This window comes from Micromonospora sp. KC213 (assembly GCF_004348325.1).
In the GTDB taxonomy this organism is placed as follows: Bacteria; Actinomycetota; Actinomycetes; order Mycobacteriales; family Micromonosporaceae; genus Micromonospora.
Window position 1 is genome coordinate 1 of record NZ_SMKF01000097.1, and the last position, 22,232, is coordinate 22,232.

General features: G+C 71.8%; 22 protein-coding genes and 2 pseudogenes. 9 read left to right on the forward strand and 15 right to left on the reverse strand.

Going from position 1 to position 22,232, the window contains the following annotated elements:
• Positions 1 to 328, forward strand: a pseudogene (locus tag E1166_RS31060) (hypothetical protein); the annotation flags it as partial.
• 32 nt (positions 329 to 360) lie between these two features.
• Here E1166_RS31060 and E1166_RS19310 read toward each other — a convergent pair.
• Positions 361 to 750 carry a hypothetical protein gene (locus E1166_RS19310; RefSeq protein WP_132340736.1) on the reverse strand — a complete coding sequence of 130 codons (390 nt, stop codon included), beginning with the start codon at positions 748 to 750 and terminating at the stop codon, positions 361 to 363.
• Positions 751 to 914: 164 nt separating this feature from the next.
• Between E1166_RS19310 and E1166_RS19315 the strand changes: the two genes are divergently transcribed.
• A complete protein-coding gene (locus E1166_RS19315; protein ID WP_132340738.1) occupies positions 915 to 2,267 on the forward strand; it encodes an ABC transporter substrate-binding protein in 1,353 nt (450 codons plus the stop codon).
• A 99-nt stretch (positions 2,268 to 2,366) separates the two neighbouring features.
• Here E1166_RS19315 and E1166_RS19320 read toward each other — a convergent pair whose 3' ends face one another.
• A complete protein-coding gene (locus E1166_RS19320) occupies positions 2,367 to 3,110 on the reverse strand; it encodes an enoyl-CoA hydratase/isomerase family protein (protein ID WP_132340740.1) in 744 nt (247 codons plus the stop codon).
• Positions 3,107 to 3,997, reverse strand: a complete 891-nt coding sequence (locus tag E1166_RS19325) for a 3-hydroxyacyl-CoA dehydrogenase family protein (protein WP_132340742.1) — start codon at positions 3,995 to 3,997, stop codon at positions 3,107 to 3,109. The genes E1166_RS19320 and E1166_RS19325 overlap by 4 nt, the downstream gene beginning before the upstream one ends.
• 154 nt (positions 3,998 to 4,151) lie before the next feature.
• Between E1166_RS19325 and E1166_RS19330 the strand changes: the two genes are divergently transcribed.
• Complete coding sequence (locus tag E1166_RS19330) at positions 4,152 to 4,433, forward strand: hypothetical protein (RefSeq protein ID WP_132266393.1); 282 nt, start codon at positions 4,152 to 4,154, stop codon at positions 4,431 to 4,433.
• A gap of 8 nt (positions 4,434 to 4,441) precedes the next feature.
• Here the strand turns inward: E1166_RS19330 and E1166_RS19335 are convergent, their stop codons facing one another.
• A complete protein-coding gene (locus E1166_RS19335; RefSeq protein ID WP_132340744.1) occupies positions 4,442 to 5,221 on the reverse strand; it encodes a methyltransferase domain-containing protein in 780 nt (259 codons plus the stop codon).
• A 52-nt stretch (positions 5,222 to 5,273) separates the two neighbouring features.
• Between E1166_RS19335 and E1166_RS19340 the strand changes: the two are divergent.
• Positions 5,274 to 5,427, forward strand: a pseudogene (locus tag E1166_RS19340) (pyridoxamine 5'-phosphate oxidase family protein); the annotation flags it as partial.
• 115 nt (positions 5,428 to 5,542) lie between these two features.
• On the opposite strand, the gene E1166_RS19345 reads toward E1166_RS19340, so the two are convergent.
• The gene (locus E1166_RS19345) at positions 5,543 to 5,752 is read right to left on the reverse strand and encodes a BldC family transcriptional regulator (RefSeq protein ID WP_007073996.1); all 210 of its coding nucleotides are present in this window, start codon (positions 5,750 to 5,752) and stop codon (positions 5,543 to 5,545) included.
• 242 nt (positions 5,753 to 5,994) lie between these two features.
• Entirely contained in the window at positions 5,995 to 6,834 is an 840-nt protein-coding gene (locus E1166_RS19350) for a hypothetical protein (protein ID WP_132340746.1), read from the reverse strand.
• Between the two features lie 175 nt (positions 6,835 to 7,009).
• On the opposite strand from E1166_RS19350, the gene E1166_RS19355 reads away from it, so the two are divergent.
• A complete protein-coding gene (locus tag E1166_RS19355; protein WP_132340748.1) occupies positions 7,010 to 8,092 on the forward strand; it encodes a Glu/Leu/Phe/Val dehydrogenase dimerization domain-containing protein in 1,083 nt (360 codons plus the stop codon).
• A gap of 290 nt (positions 8,093 to 8,382) precedes the next feature.
• Positions 8,383 to 8,598 (forward strand): DUF3073 domain-containing protein, encoded by a 216-nt coding sequence (locus E1166_RS19360; RefSeq protein WP_132266406.1) that lies wholly within the window; start codon positions 8,383 to 8,385, stop codon positions 8,596 to 8,598.
• Between the two features lie 148 nt (positions 8,599 to 8,746).
• Here the strand turns inward: E1166_RS19360 and amcA are convergent, their stop codons facing one another.
• The 5 genes from amcA to E1166_RS19385 all read right to left on the reverse strand — a co-directional run bounded on the left by amcA (position 8,747) and on the right by E1166_RS19385 (position 13,451).
• A complete protein-coding gene (amcA, locus tag E1166_RS19365) occupies positions 8,747 to 8,983 on the reverse strand; it encodes a multiple cyclophane-containing RiPP AmcA (RefSeq protein WP_132266409.1) in 237 nt (78 codons plus the stop codon).
• Positions 8,952 to 10,055, reverse strand: a complete 1,104-nt coding sequence (gene amcB / locus E1166_RS19370) for a cyclophane-forming radical SAM peptide maturase AmcB (RefSeq protein WP_207914362.1) — start codon at positions 10,053 to 10,055, stop codon at positions 8,952 to 8,954. The genes amcA and amcB overlap by 32 nt, the downstream gene beginning before the upstream one ends.
• 129 nt (positions 10,056 to 10,184) lie before the next feature.
• Complete coding sequence (gene purM / locus E1166_RS19375; protein ID WP_132340752.1) at positions 10,185 to 11,339, reverse strand: phosphoribosylformylglycinamidine cyclo-ligase; 1,155 nt, start codon at positions 11,337 to 11,339, stop codon at positions 10,185 to 10,187.
• Between the two features lie 58 nt (positions 11,340 to 11,397).
• Positions 11,398 to 12,939, reverse strand: coding sequence for an amidophosphoribosyltransferase (gene purF / locus E1166_RS19380; RefSeq protein ID WP_243710435.1), 1,542 nt, complete (start codon positions 12,937 to 12,939; stop codon positions 11,398 to 11,400).
• Positions 12,940 to 13,097: 158 nt separating this feature from the next.
• The gene (locus E1166_RS19385) at positions 13,098 to 13,451 is read right to left on the reverse strand and encodes a sterol carrier family protein (protein ID WP_132340754.1); all 354 of its coding nucleotides are present in this window, start codon (positions 13,449 to 13,451) and stop codon (positions 13,098 to 13,100) included.
• 102 nt (positions 13,452 to 13,553) lie between these two features.
• Here E1166_RS19385 and E1166_RS19390 point away from each other — a divergent pair, with 102 nt between their 5' ends.
• Entirely contained in the window at positions 13,554 to 15,758 is a 2,205-nt protein-coding gene (locus E1166_RS19390; protein WP_132340756.1) for a carboxypeptidase regulatory-like domain-containing protein, read from the forward strand.
• 173 nt (positions 15,759 to 15,931) lie between these two features.
• Here the strand turns inward: E1166_RS19390 and E1166_RS19395 are convergent, their stop codons facing one another.
• The 4 genes from E1166_RS19395 to purS all read right to left on the reverse strand — a co-directional run bounded on the left by E1166_RS19395 (position 15,932) and on the right by purS (position 20,516).
• Positions 15,932 to 16,687: a 2-phosphosulfolactate phosphatase gene (locus E1166_RS19395; RefSeq protein ID WP_132340758.1), complete on the reverse strand. Its 756-nt coding sequence runs from the start codon at positions 16,685 to 16,687 to the stop codon at positions 15,932 to 15,934.
• A gap of 4 nt (positions 16,688 to 16,691) precedes the next feature.
• On the reverse strand, positions 16,692 to 19,502 hold the full coding sequence (purL, locus tag E1166_RS19400) for a phosphoribosylformylglycinamidine synthase subunit PurL (protein WP_243710436.1): 2,811 nt from the start codon (positions 19,500 to 19,502) through the stop codon (positions 16,692 to 16,694).
• Positions 19,503 to 19,572: 70 nt separating this feature from the next.
• Positions 19,573 to 20,256 (reverse strand): phosphoribosylformylglycinamidine synthase subunit PurQ, encoded by a 684-nt coding sequence (gene purQ, locus E1166_RS19405; RefSeq protein WP_132266430.1) that lies wholly within the window; start codon positions 20,254 to 20,256, stop codon positions 19,573 to 19,575.
• On the reverse strand, positions 20,253 to 20,516 hold the full coding sequence (purS, locus tag E1166_RS19410; protein ID WP_132266433.1) for a phosphoribosylformylglycinamidine synthase subunit PurS: 264 nt from the start codon (positions 20,514 to 20,516) through the stop codon (positions 20,253 to 20,255). Before purS ends, purQ begins: the two co-directional genes overlap by 4 nt.
• Positions 20,517 to 20,976: 460 nt before the next feature.
• Here purS and E1166_RS19415 point away from each other — a divergent pair, with 460 nt between their 5' ends.
• The gene (locus E1166_RS19415) at positions 20,977 to 21,660 is read left to right on the forward strand and encodes a DUF1986 domain-containing protein (protein WP_132340760.1); all 684 of its coding nucleotides are present in this window, start codon (positions 20,977 to 20,979) and stop codon (positions 21,658 to 21,660) included.
• Positions 21,661 to 21,683: 23 nt separating this feature from the next.
• A partial coding sequence (locus tag E1166_RS19420; RefSeq protein WP_132340762.1) for a YbjQ family protein occupies positions 21,684 to 22,232 on the forward strand: 549 nt, incomplete at its 3' end.

The following is a 22,232-nucleotide window of genomic DNA, read 5'->3' on the forward strand; positions in this document are numbered from 1 at the left end:
GACCAACGTGTCCGCCTCCACCGCCACGTGCTACGGCGGAGCGGTCCGCTCCTACTTCACCCAGGGCCGCAGTGGCGGTGACGCCGGCCCGTACCGCACCTCGATCCGATGCAGGGACATCAATGTCCGCAACGCCAGCGCGTACGGCGTGAACGCCTGCGTGATCTTCATCGACCGGACGAGCGCGTGCAACTACCGCACCTACCTGCCACCGGGGTCCAACTTCATCGTGGTGGCCTCGGACGTCAAGGACGGCGTCTGGTTCAAGGTCCGTTTCGAGACCCTGCGGTACGAGGTCGAGCCGCTGATCGCGTACCACGCGTTCTGAGCGGTGCCGACGGGCGTCCGGCCAACCTGGCGTCAGCCGACCCGACTACGCAACGTAGCCACGGTCGAGCCGGCGAGGGTGAGCAGGCAGTCCGGCAGCAGTCCGTCGGCGACCGCCGCCCCGAAGAGAGCCTCGCCGGTGTCCACGTCGTGATTGGCGTACGCGCTGACGAAACGGGCCACCCAGCGGGTGTCGTACCCGGCGTCCTCGATGCCGGGAAAGTCCAACGCGCAGGTGCCGGGCGGCGGCGGGTCGCCGACCATGGTGGCGGCCAGGCACCAGGCCACCCCGTACGCCCCGGCGAGCCCGGACCGGTCGACCACCGCGTCGAAGGTGCCCACCACCGCGTCGCCGTCGCCCGACAGGGCCGATCGGAGCACGGCGGCTGCGTCGTCCAGCGTCTGATCCGGTACCTCGGTCACCTGCCGAACGGTAGGACCGACCGTCAAGCGATGACCCGCAGTACGCTGCGGTGACGCTACGTACGGGGCGCTGTTGGGCCGCCGACCGGGGAAGACTCCGCTCTGTCACCGGCCGCGCCGGCACGCTATCGTGCCCAGCGGACCTCCCCGGAGGAAGGACGACAATGCTCGCAACACGCGACCCGCGCGCTGCCATCCTGGCGGCGGGTGCGGCGTTCCTGCTCGCCACCAGCGCATGTGGGACGACCGACAAGCCCGAGGACACGGCGACCCCACAGGTGCGCCTGTACGGCACCGACGGCAACATGCTGAATTCCTTTCCGGCGGAGCTGAAGGACCGCGGCAACCTGGTCGACGGCATGAAGGGCACCACCCCACTGACGCCGCTGACGGAGGACTTCAAGCAGCGGCTGCTCAGGGTCGACCCGAAGCTGACCGACTACCTCTACTCCGCCGAGTCGTACGACGCGGTGGTGATCAGTGCGTTGGCGGCCCAGCTCGCCGGCAGCACGGAGCCGACGCAGATCGCCCGGCAGATCGTCGGGGTGACCACCAACGGCCAGCGCTGCACCGAGGTGAAGGCCTGCCTGAAGCTGGCCCGCGAGGGGCAGGACATCGAGTACCGCGGCCCCTCGCTGACCCGGGCCGGGTTCACCGTGTCCGGCGAGCCGGCCACCGCGAGCTACGCCACCCTGCACTTCGACGACCAGAAGATCAACGACGCCAAGTCCGAGTTTGTCGGCGCCGGCAACGAGTCCGACGTGAGCGCGAAGGCCCCTCCGACGCCCCGGAAGCAGCAGGGCGGGCGCGGCGACCGTGCCGACGGCTCCCCGCTGGTGTTCGGCGAACTGCTGCCCAGGACCGGTGATCTGGCCCTGGCCTACCCGCCGATGCGGGCCGGAGCCGCGTTGGCGATCAAGGAGATCAACGCCGCGGGCGGCGTGCTCGGTGATCCGGTGACCTGGATCGACGGTGACGACGGCACCAGCGTGGAGGTCGCCAAGGCCACCGTGGCCTCGCTCATCTCCAGGGACGTGCACGTCATCATCGGTGCCGGCGCCTCCGGCATCTCCACCGCCGTGCTGCCGCAGGTGGTGGCCGCCGGGCGAATCCTCTTCTCGCCGTCGAACACCGACTCGGCCCTGAGCAAGGCCGAAGACAAGGGGTTGTACTTCCGCACCGCCCCGCCGGACAGCCTCCAGGGCCGGGCCCTGGCCGACGTGATCCTGCGAGACGGCCCGGCGAAGATTGTCGTGGTCGCCCGCCGGGACTCCTACGGCGAGGGCCTTCAGGAGACCGTCCGCGCCGAGTTGGAGCAGGCCGGCATCGGGGGAGACCGGGTGAAGCTGCTGAGCTACGAGCCGCCGGCCGACGCCAAGCACGCCCCGGTGGACTTCACCGGCGTGGCGGACGAGATCAAGGCGTACGGTCCGGAAGCGGTACTGATCATCGGTTTCGCCGAGTCGGCCGGGCTGATCACCGCGCTGGACGACGCGGGCGTGCCGATCCGCCACTGAGTCCACGTGACGTGCGGCCACGCCCGCACCGACCCGCCACTGAACGTGCGGACGCGACCGCACCTGGGCATCCGGTGCGGCCGTCGCGCGTACCGGTGTTCAGCGGGAGCGGCGGCGATCCAGGAACTCGGTCATCCGCCGGCGCTTCTCCTCGTCCTCGAAGAGGACCGCCTGGCTGATCAGATCGAGCTGCGGATGGGCGGCTGGCGGCGCGTCGACGGCCAGCTTGGTCAGCCGCAGCGCCAACGCCGACGCCTTCGCCATCTCGTCGATCAGCCCGTGCGCGGCGGGGAGCAGTTGCGTCGGCTCGGCCACTACCCGGTTCACCAGGCCGATCCGCAGCGCCTCCTCGGCGTCCACCCGCCGGCCGGTGAAGAGCAGTTCCTTGGCCCGGGCCTCGCCGATTAGCGCGGGCAGCCGGTGGGTCGCACCCGCGCCGGCCAGGATGCCCAACCGCACCTCGGGCTGCCCGAAGACCGCCCGGGCCGTGCAGACCCGCAGGTCACAGGCGTACGACAGCTCGGCGCCGCCGCCCAGCGCCGGCCCGTCCACCGCGGCCACGCTCGGCATCGGCAGGGCCCGGATCCGGGCGAACGCCGCCTGGTTGATGGCGGCGAGGGCGTCCAACCGGCCCCGGTCACGGAGCTGGCCGATGTCGGCGCCGCCGGCGAAGATCCCCTGGATCCCACCGGTGAGCAGCAGCAGCCGGGGACGGGCCTCCAGTTCGGCGCAGACGGCGTGCAACTCGCCGATCAGGTCGGCGTCGATGGCGTTGCGCTTCTCCGGCCGGTCCAGCGTCACCACCAGCCGGTCCGGCAGCTCCTCGATCCGCAGCCCGCTCACCGGACACTCCCGGCCGGTGCGGCGTCGGTGTCGGCCCGGCGGCCGTCCACCCAGCGGTAGAAGCCCTGGCCGGACTTCTTGCCGAGCCTGCCCTCGGCGACCATCTCGACCAGCAGCGGCGGCGGCGCGAACCGATCCCCGTACGCGGCCTGGAGGGTCCGGGCGATGTCCAGCCGCACGTCGAGCCCGACCAGGTCGGTGAGTTCCAGTGGGCCGACCGGGTGCCGGTAGCCGAGGACCATCGCCTTGTCGATGTCGGCCGGGCCGGCCACCCCGTCGGCGACCATCCGGATCGCCTCCAGGCCCAGGGTGACCCCGAGCCGGGAGGTGGCGAAGCCGGGCAGGTCGCGTACGACGACGGGGTCCTTGCCCAGCCGGCCGGCGAGCGCGACGGCCACCTCGGTGGTCGGTGCGGCGGTGGCCGGGCCGACCACGATCTCCAGCAGCGTCATCGCCCAGACCGGGTTGAAGAAGTGCAGGCCGATGAAGTTCTCCGGCCGCGCCAGCCCGGCGGCCAGCTCGGCGATCGGGATGCTGGAGGTGTTGCTGCCCAGCAGCGCCGGGCGGAGCGCCTCGGCCTCACTCAGCACCGTCCGCTTCAGGTCGAGCCGTTCCGGCACCGCCTCCACGACGACGTCGGGTTCCGGGGCGACCTCGGCCAGCCCGGCCCGCAGGGTCAGCCGCTCCCGGTTCGCGGCGGCCTGCCCGGCGTCGAGCCGGCCCCGCCGCACGGCCCGGTCCCACAGCTCCCCGAGGCGCGTGGCGGCGGCTCGCGCCCGCTCCGGGTCGACCTCGACGAGTTCCACGGCGTAGCCCGCCCCGGCGGCGACGTAGGCGATCCCGAGGCCCATCGTGCCGGCCCCGACGACGACAAAACGACCAGTCATGACGCTCCCTCGCTGCGCGCGGCGACGCACGGGTCTCCGTCGTGCCGCCCGCTCCTGGGTGCGACCCTATGCAGCACCCGCCGCGACGACATGCGTGGGGGATCGACCCAGCGGGTACAGACAGCCCCCAACGCCGAGGAGAGGACGAACCGACATGGGCCAGGCACCGGTGGACGGCACCGAGACCGTGGAGACCCGCGGCGACGAGCGGGTGGACCTGCTCCGCGCGGACACCAACAACGACGGCAGGACCGACGTGTGGGTGGTCGACACCGACGGCGACGGCAAGGCGGACCTCTTCCAGTTCGACACCGACGGCGACGGCAAGGTGGACATCACCATGGTCGACATCGACGAGGACGGCACGCCGGACGAGGTGGTCGACGGCGACGGCGGGCTACCGCCGGAGCAGCACACCCCGACCGTCGAGGTGTGAGCGGCCGGTCACTCCGCGAGCCGCAGAGTGGCCAGGTAGTACGGGGCGTCCCGGTCGTCCACGTCGACCAGTCGCCACGGCGTGCCGTGCACCAGTTCCGCCAGTTCGTCGGCGGAGCAGACCAGATAGTCGAACCAGTCGGTGCCCAGCTCGCGGTAGCGCAGCCGCAGCCGCAGCTGGCCGCCGAGCCGGCCGCGCCGACGGTTGCGTTCGTGGTAGCCGGTGTGCAGCGGGTCGGTGGTGCCGTACGGGTCGGTGCCCTGCGCGACGATCTGTGCGCCGGGTCGGGCCATGGCGGCGAGCGCGGCGAGGAACCGCGGTGCCCGCTCGCGTCCCTCGAACAGGCCGAGGTTGTTGCCGAGCAGCAGGAAGGTGTCGTACCGGCAGCCACCGGCGGCGTGCTCGTCGACGGTGCCGAGGACCAGGTCGCGTACGCCGCGGTGCCGGGACACCCGCAGCGCGCCGGGAGAGGTGTCCAGTCCGGTCACCGGTACGCCGCGCGCCTGGAGTTCCCGGGCGATCCGGCCGCCGCCGACGCCGACGTCCAGCGTCTCCCCCCGGACCCGGTCGACGGCCCGGTGGTCGTACGGCTGCCAGTGTTCGGGGCCTTCCAGGTAGTGGGCGGCGGGGGCGCCGTTGACCAGCCCGTCGTCCCGCTCGATGATCTCGATGACCGGGCGGGGCAGCCGCCCGCCCGCCAGTGGTCGCCGGCCGGCTCCGACGTGCACGGCGTACGCGTCGCGCAGCATCTCGCCGAACACGTCGCCGATCCTGGGTTCCCCGGTCACGCCCCCACGCTATCCGCGCGGGCGGCGGCTGTCGCCGCCGTGTCCTGGCCGGATGACCGGCCTGGACCGGCCTGGCGGCGGAGAAGTACGTCCTGCTGACCACGTTCGGCAAGGACGGCCGGGCGGTGGCCACCCCGGTCTGGGCGGTGCGCGACGGGGACGCGCTCGCGGTGTGGACGGCCGCCGACTCCGGCAAGGTGAAACGGTGAGGGGGGCGGCCGGCGGGGTGAGATGCCCCGGACATGGTTCAGGGGCGGTGGATCGACGCTGTCGCGTCGTCCGCCCGCCCCCGATGCCGGAACGCTCTTCGATGTCGGCCGGTCAGTCTCCCTGGCGCTGCTGGGGGATCTGCCCCTGAAGCAGGGCCCGTACCTCCGACTCGCGGTACCGACGGTGGCCGCCCAGGGTTCGGATCGCGCTGAGCTTCCCCGCCTTGGCCCACCGGGTCACCGTCTTCGGGTCGACACGGAACATCGACGCCACCTCGGCCGGTGTAAGCAGCGGCTCTGGTTCGTGCGTTCGCGATGCCATCGGTCACTCCTCCACATGTAGAGACATCGGCCGGGGTCCCGCCGGCCGACGCGTCTCCCATGGTCCGGCTAGTCCCCGATGTCCGACATGGGCCGAACGGCCGAAGGTCCCTAGACGGACGGATGAACCATGACCGATTTATCGGCATTTTGCACAGCAGTGGCTACCTTATTCGGACTCATAATCACGCTTCGTGATCCGTCAACTACAACAAGCCCTCACGTCGGCCGTCCAGTTCGCGGTCAATTGCACCGTTCAAGAAGCTGGACCGCCCGCCACCGGGCCACCAGCCGGTCGTATGCCGCGGACGCCTCCTCCGCCTCGCCCCGGGACAGCCCGGCCAGCCCCGCCGCGACCAGGTCGGTGGAGTCGTCGGCGGCCAGGGACTCGTCGGAGAGCAGCCGCACCAGACCGCCGTAGTCCAACTCCACCACCGACCGCGGGTGGAACTCCTCCAGCCAGCGGGCGGCCTCCTCGACCGCCTCGGTGATCGGCGCCTCGCCCACCGACTTGCGCAGCACCGACAGCGCCCGCTGCGCCCGCCGACGGGCCTTCGAGATCTCCGTGCGGTAGCGCAGCGCCCGCCGCTCCGCCGGGTCGGTCACCAGGTGCCGCTCCGCGGTCTCGAAGAGCACGAACCAGCGCAGCGGCACCCCCCAGGTTGCCGTCTGCTCGTGCAACCGGGGCACGCCGTGCTCGAGCACCCGGGCGCCGCTGCGCCAGTCGTCCACCACCGCCTTGGCCTGCCCGGCGAGGACCGGTGGCACGAACGCGTCGGCGAGCACCGACGGAACGCCCTCCCGCGCGCTCAGCGCCGCCTCGGCGACCCGGATCCGCAGGTCCCACGGACAGACCAGCAGGGTGTCGTCAGCCTCCAGCACGTACGCCTCATCCGGCAGGTCGGGCAGCCGGGTCCAACCCGCGCCCAGAGCCGCGATGATCGAGGTGCGCTGCCGCCCGGGGCCCTCCAGCGGCGCCACCGCGCGCCCCTCCCGCACGTAGCGCCGCCAGTACGCCTGGCGGTCCCGGGCGAAGGCGGTCAGCGGCTCGTACACGCGCAGATACGAAGCGAAGAGCGGCACGGCGCGATCCTCCCACGAAACGGGGGCGTACCGCCGTCGCGGCCCTCGGACGGGCGTGACGTGGACGACAGTGCGGCGCTGACCGATATTAGGCTCAGCGGCACCGGCAGCATCCCCGCCGGCCCGCCAGCAGGTCCGCGTCCCACAAGGACGCCCGCCGACACAGGAGCCAACCATGGGCGTATTCGCCAGCACCGACGACCCGGGATCGTCCGGCCACGAACAGGTCGTCTTCTGCCAGGACAAGCAGACCGGCCTCCGGGCCATCATCGGCATCTACTCGACCGCGTTGGGCCCGGCGCTCGGCGGCACCCGGTTCTACCCGTACGCCAGCGAGGAGGACGCGCTGGCCGACGTGCTCGACCTGTCCCGCGGGATGGCGTACAAGAACGCCCTGGCCGGGCTGGATCACGGCGGCGGCAAGGCGGTCATCTGGGGTGATCCGGAGAAGCTCAAGAGTGAGGCGCTGCTGCGGGCGTACGGCCGCTTCGTGCAGTCGCTCGACGGGCGCTACTACACCGCCTGCGACGTCGGCACCTTCGTGGCCGACATGGACGTGATCGCCCGGGAGACGCGCTTCGTCACCGGTCGCAGCGTGGCGCACGGTGGTGCCGGCGACTCCTCGATCCTCACCGCCTGGGGCGTCTTCCAGGGCATGCGGGCCGCCGCCGAACACGTGTGGGGCAGCCCGACGCTGGCCGGCCGTCGGGTCGGCGTGGCCGGGCTGGGCAAGGTCGGCAAGCATCTGGTCGGTCACCTGCTCGACGACGGTGCCGAGGTGGTCGCCACCGACGTCGACCCGAAGGCGCACGACTGGGCCCGCACCACCCACCCGCAGGTCGCGCTGGTCGACGACACCGCCGCTCTGGTCGCCGCCGACATCGACGTGTACGCCCCGTGCGCACTGGGCGGCGCGCTGAACGACGACACGGTGCCGGCGCTGCGGGCCAGGGTGGTCGCCGGGGCGGCGAACAACCAGCTCGCCCACCCGGGCATCGAGAAGCTGCTCGCCGACCGGGGTGTCCTCTACGCCCCCGACTACGTGGTGAACGCCGGCGGTGTGATCCAGGTCGCGGACGAGATCGAGGGGTTCAACTTCGAGCGGGCCCGGCTGCGTGCCACCCGGATCTACGACACCACCCGGGAGATCCTGCGCCTGGCCGACGCCGAGGGCGTGCCGCCGGCAGTGGCCGCCGACCGGCTGGCCGAGCGCCGGATGGCCGAGGTGGGCCGGCTGCGGACCATCCATCTGCGCTGAAGCCGTGGCCCCCGGGGGTATGGGTGGCGCCCGTACCCCCGGGCTCCGGCGAGTAAGATGAATTCAGCCGTTTTGTGGCTCTCTGCCCACCGTCACGACCGATCACCGACGCACTCCTTACCGGGTACACTCGGTGACGGTCGGATGACTGCGACGCGCAGGGCCGGCTGACGGTAACCCGAGGTGCCGAACGGCGGCATCCCCATGTACCGTAAGAGCCACGAGAGATGCCTGACGTCATCGGGGCCCGCCTTCGGGCTGCCCCGCATTCTGTGCGAGGGGGTCGAGCCATGGGGCGCGGCCGTGCTAAGGCCAAGCAGACGAAGGTGGCCCGGGAGTTGAAGTACCACTCCCCGAACACCGACCTCACCGCCTTGCAGCGCGAACTGGCGGGTGCTGGTAAGTCTGAGCACAACTTCGACGACGACTACAAAGAGTATGTCGACGACGATGATGAGGATCACGCGGACGACGACCCGGACGTCTGGGTTCCTCCGACCCGCTGATCTCTGGTCGCAGCTGAGCACGCGGTGCCTCCCGCGTGCTCACGCATGTGCCGTCCGCAGCGGCACCATGCCCGACGATCAGGGGCCTCGCCCGGCCGGTCCTCCGGCTTCCCGGCAAGGTCCCTGATCCCGGGTTGTCCGCGTCCGCTCAGCGCGGCCGGTTGTTCCAGTTGTAGAAGGTCGGGATGTTCTCGAAGTGGTTCCAGGCGCAGACCGCGCCGGCACCGTCGGAACCGTCGACCTCCGCCCGGGCGCGGCGGGCCGCCTCAGCCTCGTGGAGCAGGGCAGTCAGCCCCGTGGCGGCCTGACGGACCCGCTCGGCGACCGGATCCGCGACGCCTCCCCCGACGGCCTCAGGCTGCCGGTGACTCGTGGTCTCGGGCATGCTCCAACACTCCCTCCAGTAGGCGGATCTTGCTGTTCCGGCAGTGCCCGGTCTCCGTGCCGTCGAACCGGCCCTGCTCGAAGTAGCGGTTGGCCGCATGGCCGCCGCCACAGAAGCCGAAGTACGAGCAGTTCGACCGGCACGCCTCGACCCCGGTCAGGAACTCCCCGACCCACGGCGTGCCCGCCGCGCCGACGAGGATCTCGGCCAGCGGGGTGGCCAGGACGTTGCCGCTGCTGAAGTCGCCGTACCGGGGATCGTGGAAACCGGCCAGTTCCGGGGAGAGCACCACCACCGAGCCGTCGTGACCGACGGTGGGGATCGGGTCGAGCTGCCGGGGCAGCAACGCGTCGGCGGTCCCGTCGAGCACTGCCGCGGCGTACCGCAACGACCACTCGACCTCACGCAGGTGGATCCGGGGCGCCCGCCGCCAGGCCGCCACCAGTTCGGCCCAGAACGCGGTCACCGCGGCCGCGTCGTGCGCGTTGCCCCGGGTGTTGACCCCCTCGGTCTCCTCGATGTTGACGCCCAGCACGTCACAGCCGAGGTCGAGGAAAAAGTCGTACAACTCGGCGGCGAACCCCGGGGCGGGTCGGCTGACCACCGCCAGCGCCGAGAAGGGCAGCCCGTGCCGGCGCAGCGCCTCGACCCCCCGCACGATCCGGTCGTACGCCGGCAACCCGCCCCGGGTCACCCGCTCGCCGTTGCGCTCCCGGGGGCCGTCCACGCTCACGCTCACCCGCACCCCACGGGCGGCGAAGAACGCGCACCAGGCGTCGTCGACCAGCGTGGCGTTGGTCTGCACGTGGTGCTCCACCTCGGGCCCGAAGGGGGCCATCAGCGCAGCCAGATGCTCCCGTCCGGCCGCGAGGGGCTCCCCGCCGTGCCAGACCACCGAGAACCGCCCCGACCGCGCCCACGGATTCACCGACGCGGCGACCGCCTCCGCCACCGCCACCGGCATCCGCCGGTCGGCGGCACGCAACGGCAGGTAGCAGTAGACACAATCCAGGTTGCACAGCGTGGTCGGCTGCATCACCACGTACGAGGGGACCACGGCGATGCCCCGCATCCCCGTCGGCGGTGCTGCCCGAGCAGCCATCGGCCCTCCTCCCCCCTGCCTGAAGTGCACTCAGGCTAGGCGGCGACGACCACTCGGGTGAACCCCCGTTCAGGCACCCGGATGATCAACGAAACGTGATCATCCGCGGGTGTGCTGGCCGATCATCTGCACGTTTCCGGAGCCCTCGATGATCTCGCCGGCCTGCCAGGCGTCCACGCCCCGACCGGCCAGAGTGGCCAGCGCGCGGTCGGCGTCCTCGGCCGAGACGATCGCGAACATGCCGACGCCCATGTTGAAGGTCGCCTCCATCTCCGGGTCCTCGATCCGCCCCTTGGACTGGATCAGGTCGAAAATCGGCTGCGGCTTCCAGGTGGAACGGTTGACCACCGCGTCGACGTGCTCGGGCAGAATCCGCACCAGGTTGCCCGGGATGCCGCCGCCGGTGACGTGGGCGATCGAACGCACCTCGGCCTCGGCGATCAACTTGAGGCAGTCCTGCGCGTAGATCTTGGTCGGGGTGAGCAGTTCCTCGCCGAGCGTCCGCTGCCGGCCGAAGTCCTCGATCACCACGTCCAGCCGCATCCGGCCGGCGCCCAGCAGTACGTGCCGGACCAACGAGTAGCCGTTGGAGTGCAGGCCGGACGAACGCATGGCGATCACCACGTCGCCGACCTCGACCCGCTCCGGGCTGAGGATCTCGCTCTCCTCCACCACGCCGACGCCGGTGGCGGAGATGTCGTACTCGTCGGGGCGCAGCACCCCCGGGTGCTCGGCGGTCTCCCCACCGAGCAGGGCGCAGCCCGCGTACCGGCAGCCGTCGGCGATGCCGGCGCCGATCTCGGCGACCTTCTCCGGCACCACCTCGCCGGTGGCGATGTAGTCCAGCAGGAACAGCGGCTCGGCACCGCAGGCCACCAGGTCGTCGACGACCATCGCGACCAGGTCGATGCCGACCGTGTCGTGGATGTCCATCTGCTGCGCGATCACCAGCTTGGTGCCGACGCCGTCGGTCGACGCGGCCATGATCGGGTTCTTGTACTTCGTGGTGTCCAACCGGAACAGCCCGGCGAAGCCACCCAGGTCGCCCATGACCTCCGGTCGCCGGGTCTGCTTCACCTTCGACTTGAGCAGCTCGACCGCGCGGTCACCCGCCTCGATCGAGACTCCGGCGTCGGCGTACGAGACCGTGCGCCTGCGGCTCGCGCGGCCGGTGCCGGCCGTCCAGGGCTGACGATCGCCACCAGCGCCGGTCGGGCTGCTTCCTGCGCCGCTGCGCTCGGACACGTGCGTCACGGTTCTCCCCTTTGTGGTTCTCGACGCGGGCCGAAGTGCCGGCCGACGCCGGGCGGTGCTACGGGTGGTGGACGGTCGCGCCACCCGGAGTGGCGGCGAACGGAGGGGTGGCGGACCCGAGGTCGTCGACGGGCGTGTTGGTGACCCGCCGTTCCACGCCCTCGAGCACGTGCTTGCCAATCAGGTTCCCCGCCGGCAGCTCGATCGGGTACTCCCCGTCGAAGCAGGCGCGGCAGAGCCGGGTCTTGGGCTGCTCGGTCGCGGCGATGAGACCGGGAAGCGAGACGTAGCCGAGGGTGTCCGCGCCGATCGACCGCCGGACGCCCTCGTTGTCCAGGCCGTTCGCCAGCAGCTCGGCCCGGGTGGCGAAGTCGATGCCGTAGAAGCACGGCCAGGTGACCGGCGGGGACGAGATCCGTACGTGGACCTCCAGCGCGCCCGCCTCGCGCAGCATCCGCACGATGGCCCGCTGGGTGTTGCCACGCACGATCGAGTCGTCGACCACCACCAGCCGCTTGCCCCGCACGTTCTCCCGCAGCGGGTTGAGCTTGAGCCGGATGCCGAGCTGGCGCAGGGTCTGCGACGGCTGGATGAAGGTCCGCCCGACGTACGGGTTCTTCATCAGACCGGCGCCGTAGGTGATGCCCGACTCCTCGGCGTACCCGATGGCCGCCGGAGTGCCCGACTCCGGCACCGGGATCACCAGGTCGGCCTCGACCGGGTGCTCCCGGGCGAGCTGGCGGCCGATCTGCTTGCGGGCGCTGTGCACGTTCCGCCCGGCGATCGTGGCGTCCGGTCGGGCGATGTAGACGTACTCGAAGAGGCAGCCCTTCGGCTCCGGGGCGGCGAACCGGGTGGAGCGCAGCCCGTCGCCGTCGATCGCGATCAGCTCGCCCGGTTCGATCTCCCGGACCACGCTGGCGCCGACGATGTCCAGCGCCGCCGTCTCGCTCGCCACCACCCAGCCGCGCTCCAACCGGCCCAGCACCAACGGGCGTACGCCGTGCGGGTCACGGGCCGCGTAGAGCGTCGACTCGTCCATGAAGACGAAACTGAAGGCCCCGCGCAGCCGGGGCAGCACCTGCATCGCCGCCGCCTCGACGGAGAGGTCGGGGTAGCTCGCCAGCAGCATGGTCACCAGTGAGGTGTCGTTGGTGGCCCCGTCGGAACCCAGCTCGCGCTCGCCCACCTCGCGCTGAAGGTCGGCGGTGTTGACCAGATTGCCGTTGTGCGCCAGCGCGATGGTGGTGCCGGAGCTGCTGGAGCGGATGGTCGGCTGGGCGTTTTCCCAGGTCGACGCGCCAGTGGTGGAGTACCGGGTGTGACCGATCGCCACATGCCCGCGCAGGCTCGCCAGGGTCGGCTCGTCGAAGACCTGGGCCACCAGGCCGAGATCCTTGTAGACCACCACGCCAGACCCGTCGCTCACCGCGATGCCGGCGGCCTCCTGGCCGCGGTGCTGCAAGGCGTAGAGGCCGAAGTAGGTCAGGTTGGCGACCTCTTCGCCGGGGGCCCAGACACCGAAGACGCCGCACGCGTCCTGGGGGCCCGGTCGTTGGGGATCAAGGTCGTGGCTCAGCCGGCCGTCGCCTCGGGGCACCTGCCGCTCCTCATGCTGGTCTGGATGGCCTGGCGTGCGTTCAGCATGCCACCGCCCGGGGCCCACTGTCGTCGCCTGACAGTGTACGCGAATCAGAGTCGATACAGATAGTCACGATTCGCCTTCTGGTTGTGACCGCATCCACGTGATCGCCCCTGCTAGAGGGGCAAATACCCGGAGAGGTCCGCCCGCGTGCCACTGACCCGTACGCGACCCTCCGTGATCGCCTGGGGCCAGGAGAGTCGCCCCGTGGCCAACCCCAACCAGGTCGCTGGGTCCATTTCCACCACGTTCGGCGGGGTGCCACGGGTGTGTCGCGGACCGGGGAGGCACTGAACTGCACCGTAAGGTGGGACTCGCACCTCCACCGATCGGCCGGGGGCACGTTCCGCGAGGGCGGTCAACAAGGCACGGACCGCCTCCCGGTACACCGACCGATCGGGGACCCGCCCCTCGTCGAGTGCCGTGAGCACCGCCGCGACCGCGGTGGACTTAATGTGCGGAGAGGACACGACGGGACGATACGACCCGATGCCATCGGCTCGGACACTGGCCCTGGGTCGCGCTGATCCCGTCAGACAAGGCATAGTTGCCGACGGCGTATTCGTACCGTGATGATCCCTGGTTCAAACCGACCGGGGAAGTCAGACCGGAAGGCGGTGGACGTGTCAACACACCGACGTGCCTGGAAGCAACGGGCCGGTGTGGTCGTAGCGCTGGTTGCCGGCGCCCTGCTCGCCACCCCCGCCACACCGGCTCTGGCCGCTCCTCAGGTCAGCGATGTTTCGGCATCTCCGAGTAGGGTCGACGCGGGTAAGACGACAGAGGTCACCTACACCCTGACGTTCGACGGCAACGATCCTGCCGATGTCAGCTTCGCGTCGAACAACCCCAAGCTGACCTGTATCGAAGGCTGCGCCCGTGGCGCGGTGACCAAAAGTGGCACCTACAAGGCCACCTTCAAAGCAGCAGACGACGCACCGAACGGCTCGGCTCAGATCACGGTCAAGGCCGAGGACTCCAACGGAACGATCAGGGATTCAGACACTGGTTCGACCACGGTCACCCTGGTCGCCAAGGCCGCCCCGCCTTCGCCCGAGCAGCAGACGGTCAAATCGATCTCCGGCAAGGTGGTCGTCGCCGCGAACGGCGACGCGGTTCCGGGCGCCACGGTGTTGCTGCGTGACTCTCAGAACAACACCTACGAAACCAGGACCGACGGCAGCGGCAACTGGCGCTTCACCGGCTCCGCGGAGAAGCCCATCGTTCCGGGCCGGATCGACCTGGGCGCCAGCAAGGGCCCCGACGCGATCAACACCAAGACGATCAACGCCAGCGCGGGGCAGAGCCTGACCGGTCAGCGGATCACGCTGCCGATCAAGGTAGAGGTCACCCCCAGCGCCAGCCCGTCACCCTCCGCCGAGACGACCCCGACCGAAGAGGCCCCCGAGGACGAAACCAGCGCCGGGGCCAGTGATCCGGCCGCCGGAGCGCCGCAGGCGGCCGCCAACGACGACGAGGGTGGCATGGGCTCGTTCCTGGTCATCCTGCTCGGCGGTCTGCTCGTCGCGGCCGGTGTCGGCACGATCGTGCTGCTCTGGATCCGCCGCCGCAACGCCGAGGAGGACGACGGGGGCGCGACCGACGGTGCGGCCGCGACCGGCGGTGCGGCCGCGGCGCGGGGCGCGTTGCGGGGGGCCGACGACCAGACCCGGGTGGTCAACCGGGTCGGTGCCGGACCGGATCCGACGATGGTGGGTGGCACCTCGCTGAGCGATGCGCCGACGATGTTGCAGCGCCCGGTCGTCGACGACGTCCCACCGGACCCGTACGGGGCGCCGCCGCAGCCGTACGGTCCCGGCGGTGCGCAGGCCGGCGGCTGGTCCGGCGGGGGCTACGGCGGCGAGCCGGCCCCGGCCGGCGGGTACGGCCAGCAGGGCGGCTACGGCAACAACGCCCCCGCCTCGGGCGGCGGGTACGGCAATGCTCCCTCGTCCGGCGGCGCGTACGGCAACGCCCCCTCGTCGGGCAGCGGGTACGGCAACGCCCCGGCGTCCGGCGGCGGATACGGCAACGCCCCGGCGTCCGGCGGCGGATACGGCAACGACTTCGGCGCCCCTGCCGGCGGCCCCGGCTACGGCGGGCCGCAGCCGGGCGGCGGCTACGGCGAACGGTACGACGAGCCGACCGGCCGCTACCCCGGCGAGGCCACCGGCGGCTATGCCCCGCCGGCCGACCCGTACCCGACCACCACCTACCAGCCGGAGTCGGGCTACGACCAGGGCGAGCCGGGCTACGGTCGTGTCCAGGAGCAGGGTGGCGGCCAGGGCGGCTACGGCGGGCCGGGTGGCTACGACGCGGCCCCGCGGCAGGGCTACGACAGCCGGTACGACCAGCAGGGCGGCTACGACCAGCCCGGCGGCTACGGCGGCCAGCAGGGCGGGTACGACCAGCCCGGCGGGCACGACCAGCAGCCGCCAGCGCAGCAGGGTGGCTACGGCCAACAGCCCCCGCAAGGAGGCTACGATCAGCAGCCCCCGCAGGGAGGCTACGGCCAACAGCCCCCGCAGCAGGGCGGGTACGGCCAGCAGCCGCAGGGAGGCTACGGTCAGCAGCCCCCGCAGGGTGGCTACGGCCAACAGCCCGCGCAGGGTGGCTACGGCCAACAGCCGCCGCCGCAGGGTGGGTACGACAACCACGGCTACGACCAGCAGGCTGGCGGCTACTACGGCGAGCAGGCCCCGGCGGGCCGGGCTCGGCCGGACGGCCCGCCGCCCCAGGACCGGGGTGGTCGCCGTCTCGACTGGCTGGACGACTGAGCTGACAGCACGCACGGAAAAAGGGCCGCCCGCTTGCCGGGCGGCCCTTTTCCGCTTCCGCAGTCAACCGACCGGTTCCGAGTCGTCCCGGAGTGAGTGGCCGGCGTCGCCGTAGCACGCGCAGGCGGCTCTCTGAGGGCACGTGTGACGCCACCGGCTCGGAAGAGCCCGTGTCAGGCGCGGGAGAAGACGCCCTGCCGCAGGAGCGGGACCACGTCGGAGACGTCGGTCTGGACGGCGATCTCGACGTCGGCGGTGAAGCCGCCCTCCACCAACTCCCGCCCGGAGACGCAGCCGCGTACCGCTGCGGGCACGTCCGGGGTGCTGGCCAGCGCGGCGAGGGCCATCGCCGCCTCCACCGACAGCCCACCGGGCACTCCGGAGAGGGCGTCCAGCACGCTGGCCGCACCGAGCTGGTCCTCAACCGACGGGCGCAGTGAGCCGTCCGGCCAGCGTTCACCGGCGGCGATCACCCCCACCGGTGCCTCCGTCGAGCCGTACCCCTGGCGGCGCAGCCATCGCCCGACGGCGCGGGCGTTACGCAGGCAGGCCGCGACGACGGGCATCCCCGTGGCGCTGGCGGCGGCGCTGATCGCCGACCCGTTCGGCGACGGCAGCACCAGGTCGGCGACGGCCGGCGCGGTGGTCAGCGCAGCCGGGGAGAGCGACCACGGGTGTTCCGGGGTGGCCCGACGGCGACCCACCGCGGCGACGGCCCCGACCCGCAGCGCGTAGTCGGCAGCTTGCTCGCCCCAGGGGAACGGGTGGACCCGCATACCGCGGCCGACCGCCACCTCCACGGCGGTGGTGAACGAGAGCACGTCCACCACCACCAGCACCGCGCAGACGCGGCCCAGCTCCGCCGCCCCGGTCAGCCCCCAGTCGAACCGGGCGCCGGCGCCGGGTTGGGCGTGGACAGCCGTGGCCACCGCCTCAACGCTCGTCGGTCGTGCCCGGCTGCTCGTCACCGGCGTCGCCGGGCGTGGCGTCCACGGTGGTCGAGGCCGGTGCGTCCGGTGCGCTCGTCGCCCCGGTCGACTCCGCCACCGGTACGCCGTCGCCGGCAGATCCGGACGACGCGGCCGGGGCAGCGGCACTCGACGCGACCTCGGCACCCGCTTCGGTCGGCGCGGCAGGCGAGCCCGGGACCGTGCCGGCGACCGGCTCGTCCGCGACCGGCTGGGCGTCGGTCCCGATCGGCTCGACAGCCGGTACGTCCACCGGCTGGCTGGCCGTCGCCGGGGCGATGGTGGTGGTGCCGGTGCGAGTCGCCTCGACCTCGACCTGCGCCGCCTCCGGACCGCCGAAGAGCTTCGGCAGGGTGGCGGTGTGCGCCGCGCGCAGCTCGTCCAGACCGATCCGGAACTGGCCGTGCACCTCGAGCGCGCCGTTGCCCGGCTCGGTGACGCCGATCAGCTCCCACGGCACGCCCCGCTCCGAGCAGAGGGCCGTGAACGCCTTCTCGTGGCCTCGCGGCACGGACACCAGCATCCGGCCGGCCGACTCGCTGAACAGGAAGACGAACGGCAGGGAGCCGTCGGCGAACCGTTCCGGCACCGCGATCCGGGCACCGACGCCGTGCCGCAGGCACGACTCGACCAGGCTCTGGGCCAGACCGCCGTCGGAGAGATCATGGGCGGAGCTGAGGTGGCCGACCCGGGCCGCCTCCGCCACCAGCTCGGCCAGCAGCCGCTCGCGGGCCAGGTCCACCTGGGGCGGCATGCCACCCAGGTGCTCGTGGGTGACCCAGGCCCACTCGGAGCCGGAGAGCTCCACGTGTGTGTCGCCGAGCAGGAAGAGCTGGTCGTGGTCCCCACCGGAACGCGGGACGAAGCCCATCGGCACCCGGTCGGCCACGTCGTCGAGCACGCCCAGCACGCCGACCACCGGGGTCGGGTGGATCGCGGCGGCACCGGTCTGGTTGTAGAAGCTGACGTTGCCGCCGGTCACCGGGATGCCCAGTTCCAGGCAGCCGTCCGCGAGGCCGCGTACCGCCTCGGCGAACTGCCACATCACGCCCGGGTCCTCCGGCGAACCGAAGTTGAGGCAGTTGGTGACGGCGATCGGCTTCGCCCCGGTGACGGCCACGTTCCGGTACGCCTCGGCCAGCGCCAGCTTCGTGCCCTGGTACGGGTCGAGGCGGGCGTACCGGCCGTTGCCGTCGACGGAGAGGGCGACGCCGAGGCCGCTCTGCTCGTCGATCCGGATCACGCCGGCGTCCTCCGGCTGGGCGAGCACGGTGTTGCCCAGCACGTACCGGTCGTACTGCTCGGTGACCCAGGTCTTGTCGGCCAGGTTCGGCGAGGCGATCATCCGGAGCACGGTCTCCCGCAGCGCCTCCGGGGTGTTCGGCCGGGGCAGGGTCTCGGCCCGGTCGGCCTGGAGCAGGATCAGGTCGGCCGGCTCGCGCATCGGGCGGGCGTAGACCGGACCGTCGTCGACCAACGAGCCCGGCGGGACGTCCACCACCAGACGGTCGCGCCAGGTGATCACCAACCGGCCCGGCTGGCCGTCCGGCGCCGGCGCGGTGACCTCACCGATCGCGGTGGCCCAGACGCCCCACTTCTCGGCGATCTTGAGCACCGCCTCCAGCTTGTCCGGGGCGACGACCAGCAGCATCCGCTCCTGGGACTCGCTGGCCAGGATCTCGTGCGGCTCCATCGAGGGCTCCCGCAGCGGCACCCGCTCCAGCCACACCCGCATCCCGGTGCCCGCCGACGCTGCCGTCTCGGTCAGCGCGCAGGTCAGACCGGCGCCGCCGAGGTCCTGGATGCCGACGACCAGCTCGGCGTCGTACAACTCCAGGCAGGCCTCGATGAGCAGCTTCTCCATGAACGGGTCGCCGACCTGCACCGACGGGCGACGCTGCTCGCTGCCCTCGTCGAAGGTGGCACTGGCCAGCACCGACACGCCGCCGATGCCGTCCCGGCCGGTCTTGGCACCCATCAGCACCACGACGTTGCCCGGGCCGGTGGCGTCCTTCTTCTGCAACCGGTCGACCGGGAGCACGCCGAGGCAGAGCGCGTTGACCAGCGGGTTGCCCTGGTAGCAGGGGTCGAAGACCACCTCGCCGCCGATGTTCGGCAGGCCCAGGCAGTTGCCGTAGCCGCCGACACCGGCGACCACACCGGGCAGCACGCGCGCGGTGTCCGGGTGGTCGGCCGCGCCGAAGCGCAGCGGGTCCATCACCGCGACCGGGCGGGCACCCATGGCGAGGATGTCCCGGACGATGCCGCCGACACCGGTCGCCGCACCCTGGTATGGCTCGACGAAGCTCGGGTGGTTGTGCGACTCGACCTTGAAGGTGACCGCGAGCTCGTCGGAGACCCGGACCACGCCGGCGTTCTCACCGATACCGGCGAGCAGCCGGTCGCTCGGCGGGGCCTTCTCACCGAACTGGCGCAGGTGCACCTTGCTCGACTTGTAGGAGCAGTGCTCACTCCACATGATCGAGTACATGGCGAGCTCGGCCTGGGTGGGGCGGCGGCCGAGGATCTGTCGGATCCGCTCGTACTCGTCGTCGCGGAGGCCCAGCTCGGCGTAGGGCTGGAGTTCCTCCGGGGTGCCGGCGGCCCGGGGCACGGTGTCCACACCGTCGGCCCAGTCGGCGGCCGGCACCGCATCGGCGTGCCGGCCCGCGTCGGCCGGGCCGCCCTGCGCCACGGTGGCCGTGGGCGGCTCCGCCGGGGCGGCCGGGAAGGCGCCGGGCGTCTCCCGTACGGCCGGGTCCGGGTGGGTGGTCATGACCTCTCCTCGCTGCGCTCGTGGTCGCCCGTGGGGCGGTGGAGCCGACCGATGATCCCGTCGCGCACGGTCACGCCGGCGTCCCCACCAGGTGCTTGAGCACCGAGGTGAAGAAGCCGAGACCGTCCAGGGAGGGGCCGGTGAGTGCTTCCACCGCGTGCTCGGGGTGGGGCATGATGCCGACCACGTTGCCGGCGGCGTTGGTGATCGCCGCGATGTCGCGCTGCGACCCGTTGGGATTGCCTCCGACGTAGCGGGCGACGACGCGCCCCTCGGCCTCCAGGGCGTCCAGGGTCGCGGTGTCCGCGACGTAGCAGCCCTCGCCGTTCTTGACCGGGATGAGGATCTCCTGGCCCGACTGGAAGGCGTTCGTCCAGGCCGTGCCGGTCGACTCCACGCGCAGGAGTTGGTCCCGGTTGCGGAAGTGCAGGTGCTGGTTGCGGGTGAGCGCGCCGGGCAGCAGGTGGGCCTCGCAGAGGATCTGGAAGCCGTTGCAGATCCCGAGCACCGGCAGGCCGCCCCGGGAGGCGTCCACGATCTTCTCCATCACCGGGGCGAACCGGGCGATGGCTCCGCAGCGCAGGTAGTCGCCGTAGGAGAAACCGCCGGGGAGGACCACGGCGTCCACCCCGTGCAGCTCCGCGTCGCCGTGCCAGAGCCGGACCGGCTCGGCGCCGGCGAGGCGTACGGCCCGGGCCGCGTCCCCGTCGTCCAGCGAGCCGGGGAAGGTCACCACACCGACGCGCGCGGTCACGGCTGCGCGTCCACGGTCTCGTCGGCCCCGACCACACGGACGGTGAAGTCCTCGATGACGGGGTTGGCGAGCAGCTTGTCGGCGATCTCCCGGGCCTGGTCCAGGTCCGGCTCACCGGTGAAATCGATCTCGATTCGCCTACCGATCCGGACGGAGGCGACGTCACTGACGCCGAGCCGCGGCAGCGCGTTTGCGACGGCCTGGCCCTGGGGATCGAGGATCTCGGGCTTGAGCATGACGTCGACGACGACGCGAGGCACTGGGCACTCCTGACTGTGTACGCAGTTGGGTGCCGGCCCACTACGGGCGAGCGTGGCCAGCGTACCTGGCAGATGCGGCTCTGGATCCACCGGCCGGGGCCGGTTCAGGCCGTGATCGACATAACCCCGCGGCGGCACGGGTAGCCGATGCCGTTTCGTTGCGGCGCCGATGCGCTTCCGTTGCCTGTAACCGTGGCGTCACGTGGCCGTCACGCTTCTGGCCAGGCAGAACGCTCAGCCGGGGGACGAATGTGACCAGTTTCTGACAAACAGCTAAGGCCGCCGGTCGCCACGACGGGTCACATCGGTTAATCTTCGCCAAACCCTTGTGAACGGGACCGCACGAACCCTACCGTTCGTCGGCAAGCGTCGATGCCTTCCATCGATGCCTCGGTGGGTCACCCTCCGCCCGCCGACACCGCCCGGCGACCCCGGGTCCCGACACAAGGAGTCCCCCGACATGCGACTTCGCCCCCTGGTCGCGGCGCTGGCCACCGTCCTCGCCGGTGTGCTCGCCTCCGCCTCCGGCGCGACCGCGGCCCCGGCCGGCCCGCAGCCGATCATCGGTGGCGACACCGTCTCCTCCGCACCCTGGGCCGCGGCGGTGTTCAGCAACGGCTCGTTCACCTGCTCCGGCAGCGTCATCTCCGCCGACTGGGTGCTCACCGCCAAGCACTGCGTCAGCGGCTCGATGTCCGTGCGGATCGGCAGCGTCCACCGCTCCTCCGGCGGGGTCACCCGTACCGTCGCCGCCACCTACAGCCGCTACGACCTCGCCCTGATGCGCCTGTCCAGCCCGGTGAGCGCTCCCCCGGTGACGCTGGCCAACAGCAACCCGCCGGTCGGCTCCACCAACACGATCTACGGCTGGGGGCAGACCTGCTACCGCGGCTGCTCGGCCTCCAGCCAGCTCAAGACCGCCTCGGTCCGGGTGACCAGCACCAACGTCACCGACGCGTACGGCGGGCAGGCGATCCGGAGCACCGAGATCAGCGGCAACGCCTGGCGCGGCGACTCGGGCGGCCCGCAGTTCTACGACGGCCAGCAGGTCGGCGTCGCCTCCACCGCCGACGGCGTGAGCATCCAGAACTACGGCAGCGTCGCGTACAACCGGGCCTGGATCACCTCGACGGCCGGTGTCTGACCGTTAACGCCCTGGCGGCGCGGATGACCGGCGGAGCGCCGGACGTCCGCGCCGCCTCGTTTTGCAGCATCCGGTCAGCTGAACAGTGCTCGCGTACCGGCCGGCCAGCGGCTGACAGCATCGGAACCGTGCTGGTCGTGACCACGGATCAACTGCCCGGCTACGAGATCCGCCAGATACTCGGCGAAGTGGTGTCATCAATGGCCAGGACGCGCAACCCGTACCGCGAGGGGGTCAAGAACCTACGCGGCGGCGCGTACGACCCGATGGCGCCGGACAACCTCACCCGCTGGCGTACCGACTCGGTGGCCCGGCTCGGCGAGGAGGCCCGCCGGCTCGGCGCGAACGCCGTGGTGGGTATGCGCTTCGACAGCCGGGACTGCGGCGAGATGTGGATGGAGATCTGCGCGTACGGCACGGCGGTGATCGTGGCGCCCAAGGTCCCCGACGTCATGCCATCCGACCAGCCCCTGGTCGCCGCCGAGACCGCCCACGACGCGGGGATCGCCGAGGCCCCCGGCGGCATCGCCGAACCGGCCAGCGCCCCCGATCTGCGCTCGGCCCCCGAAACC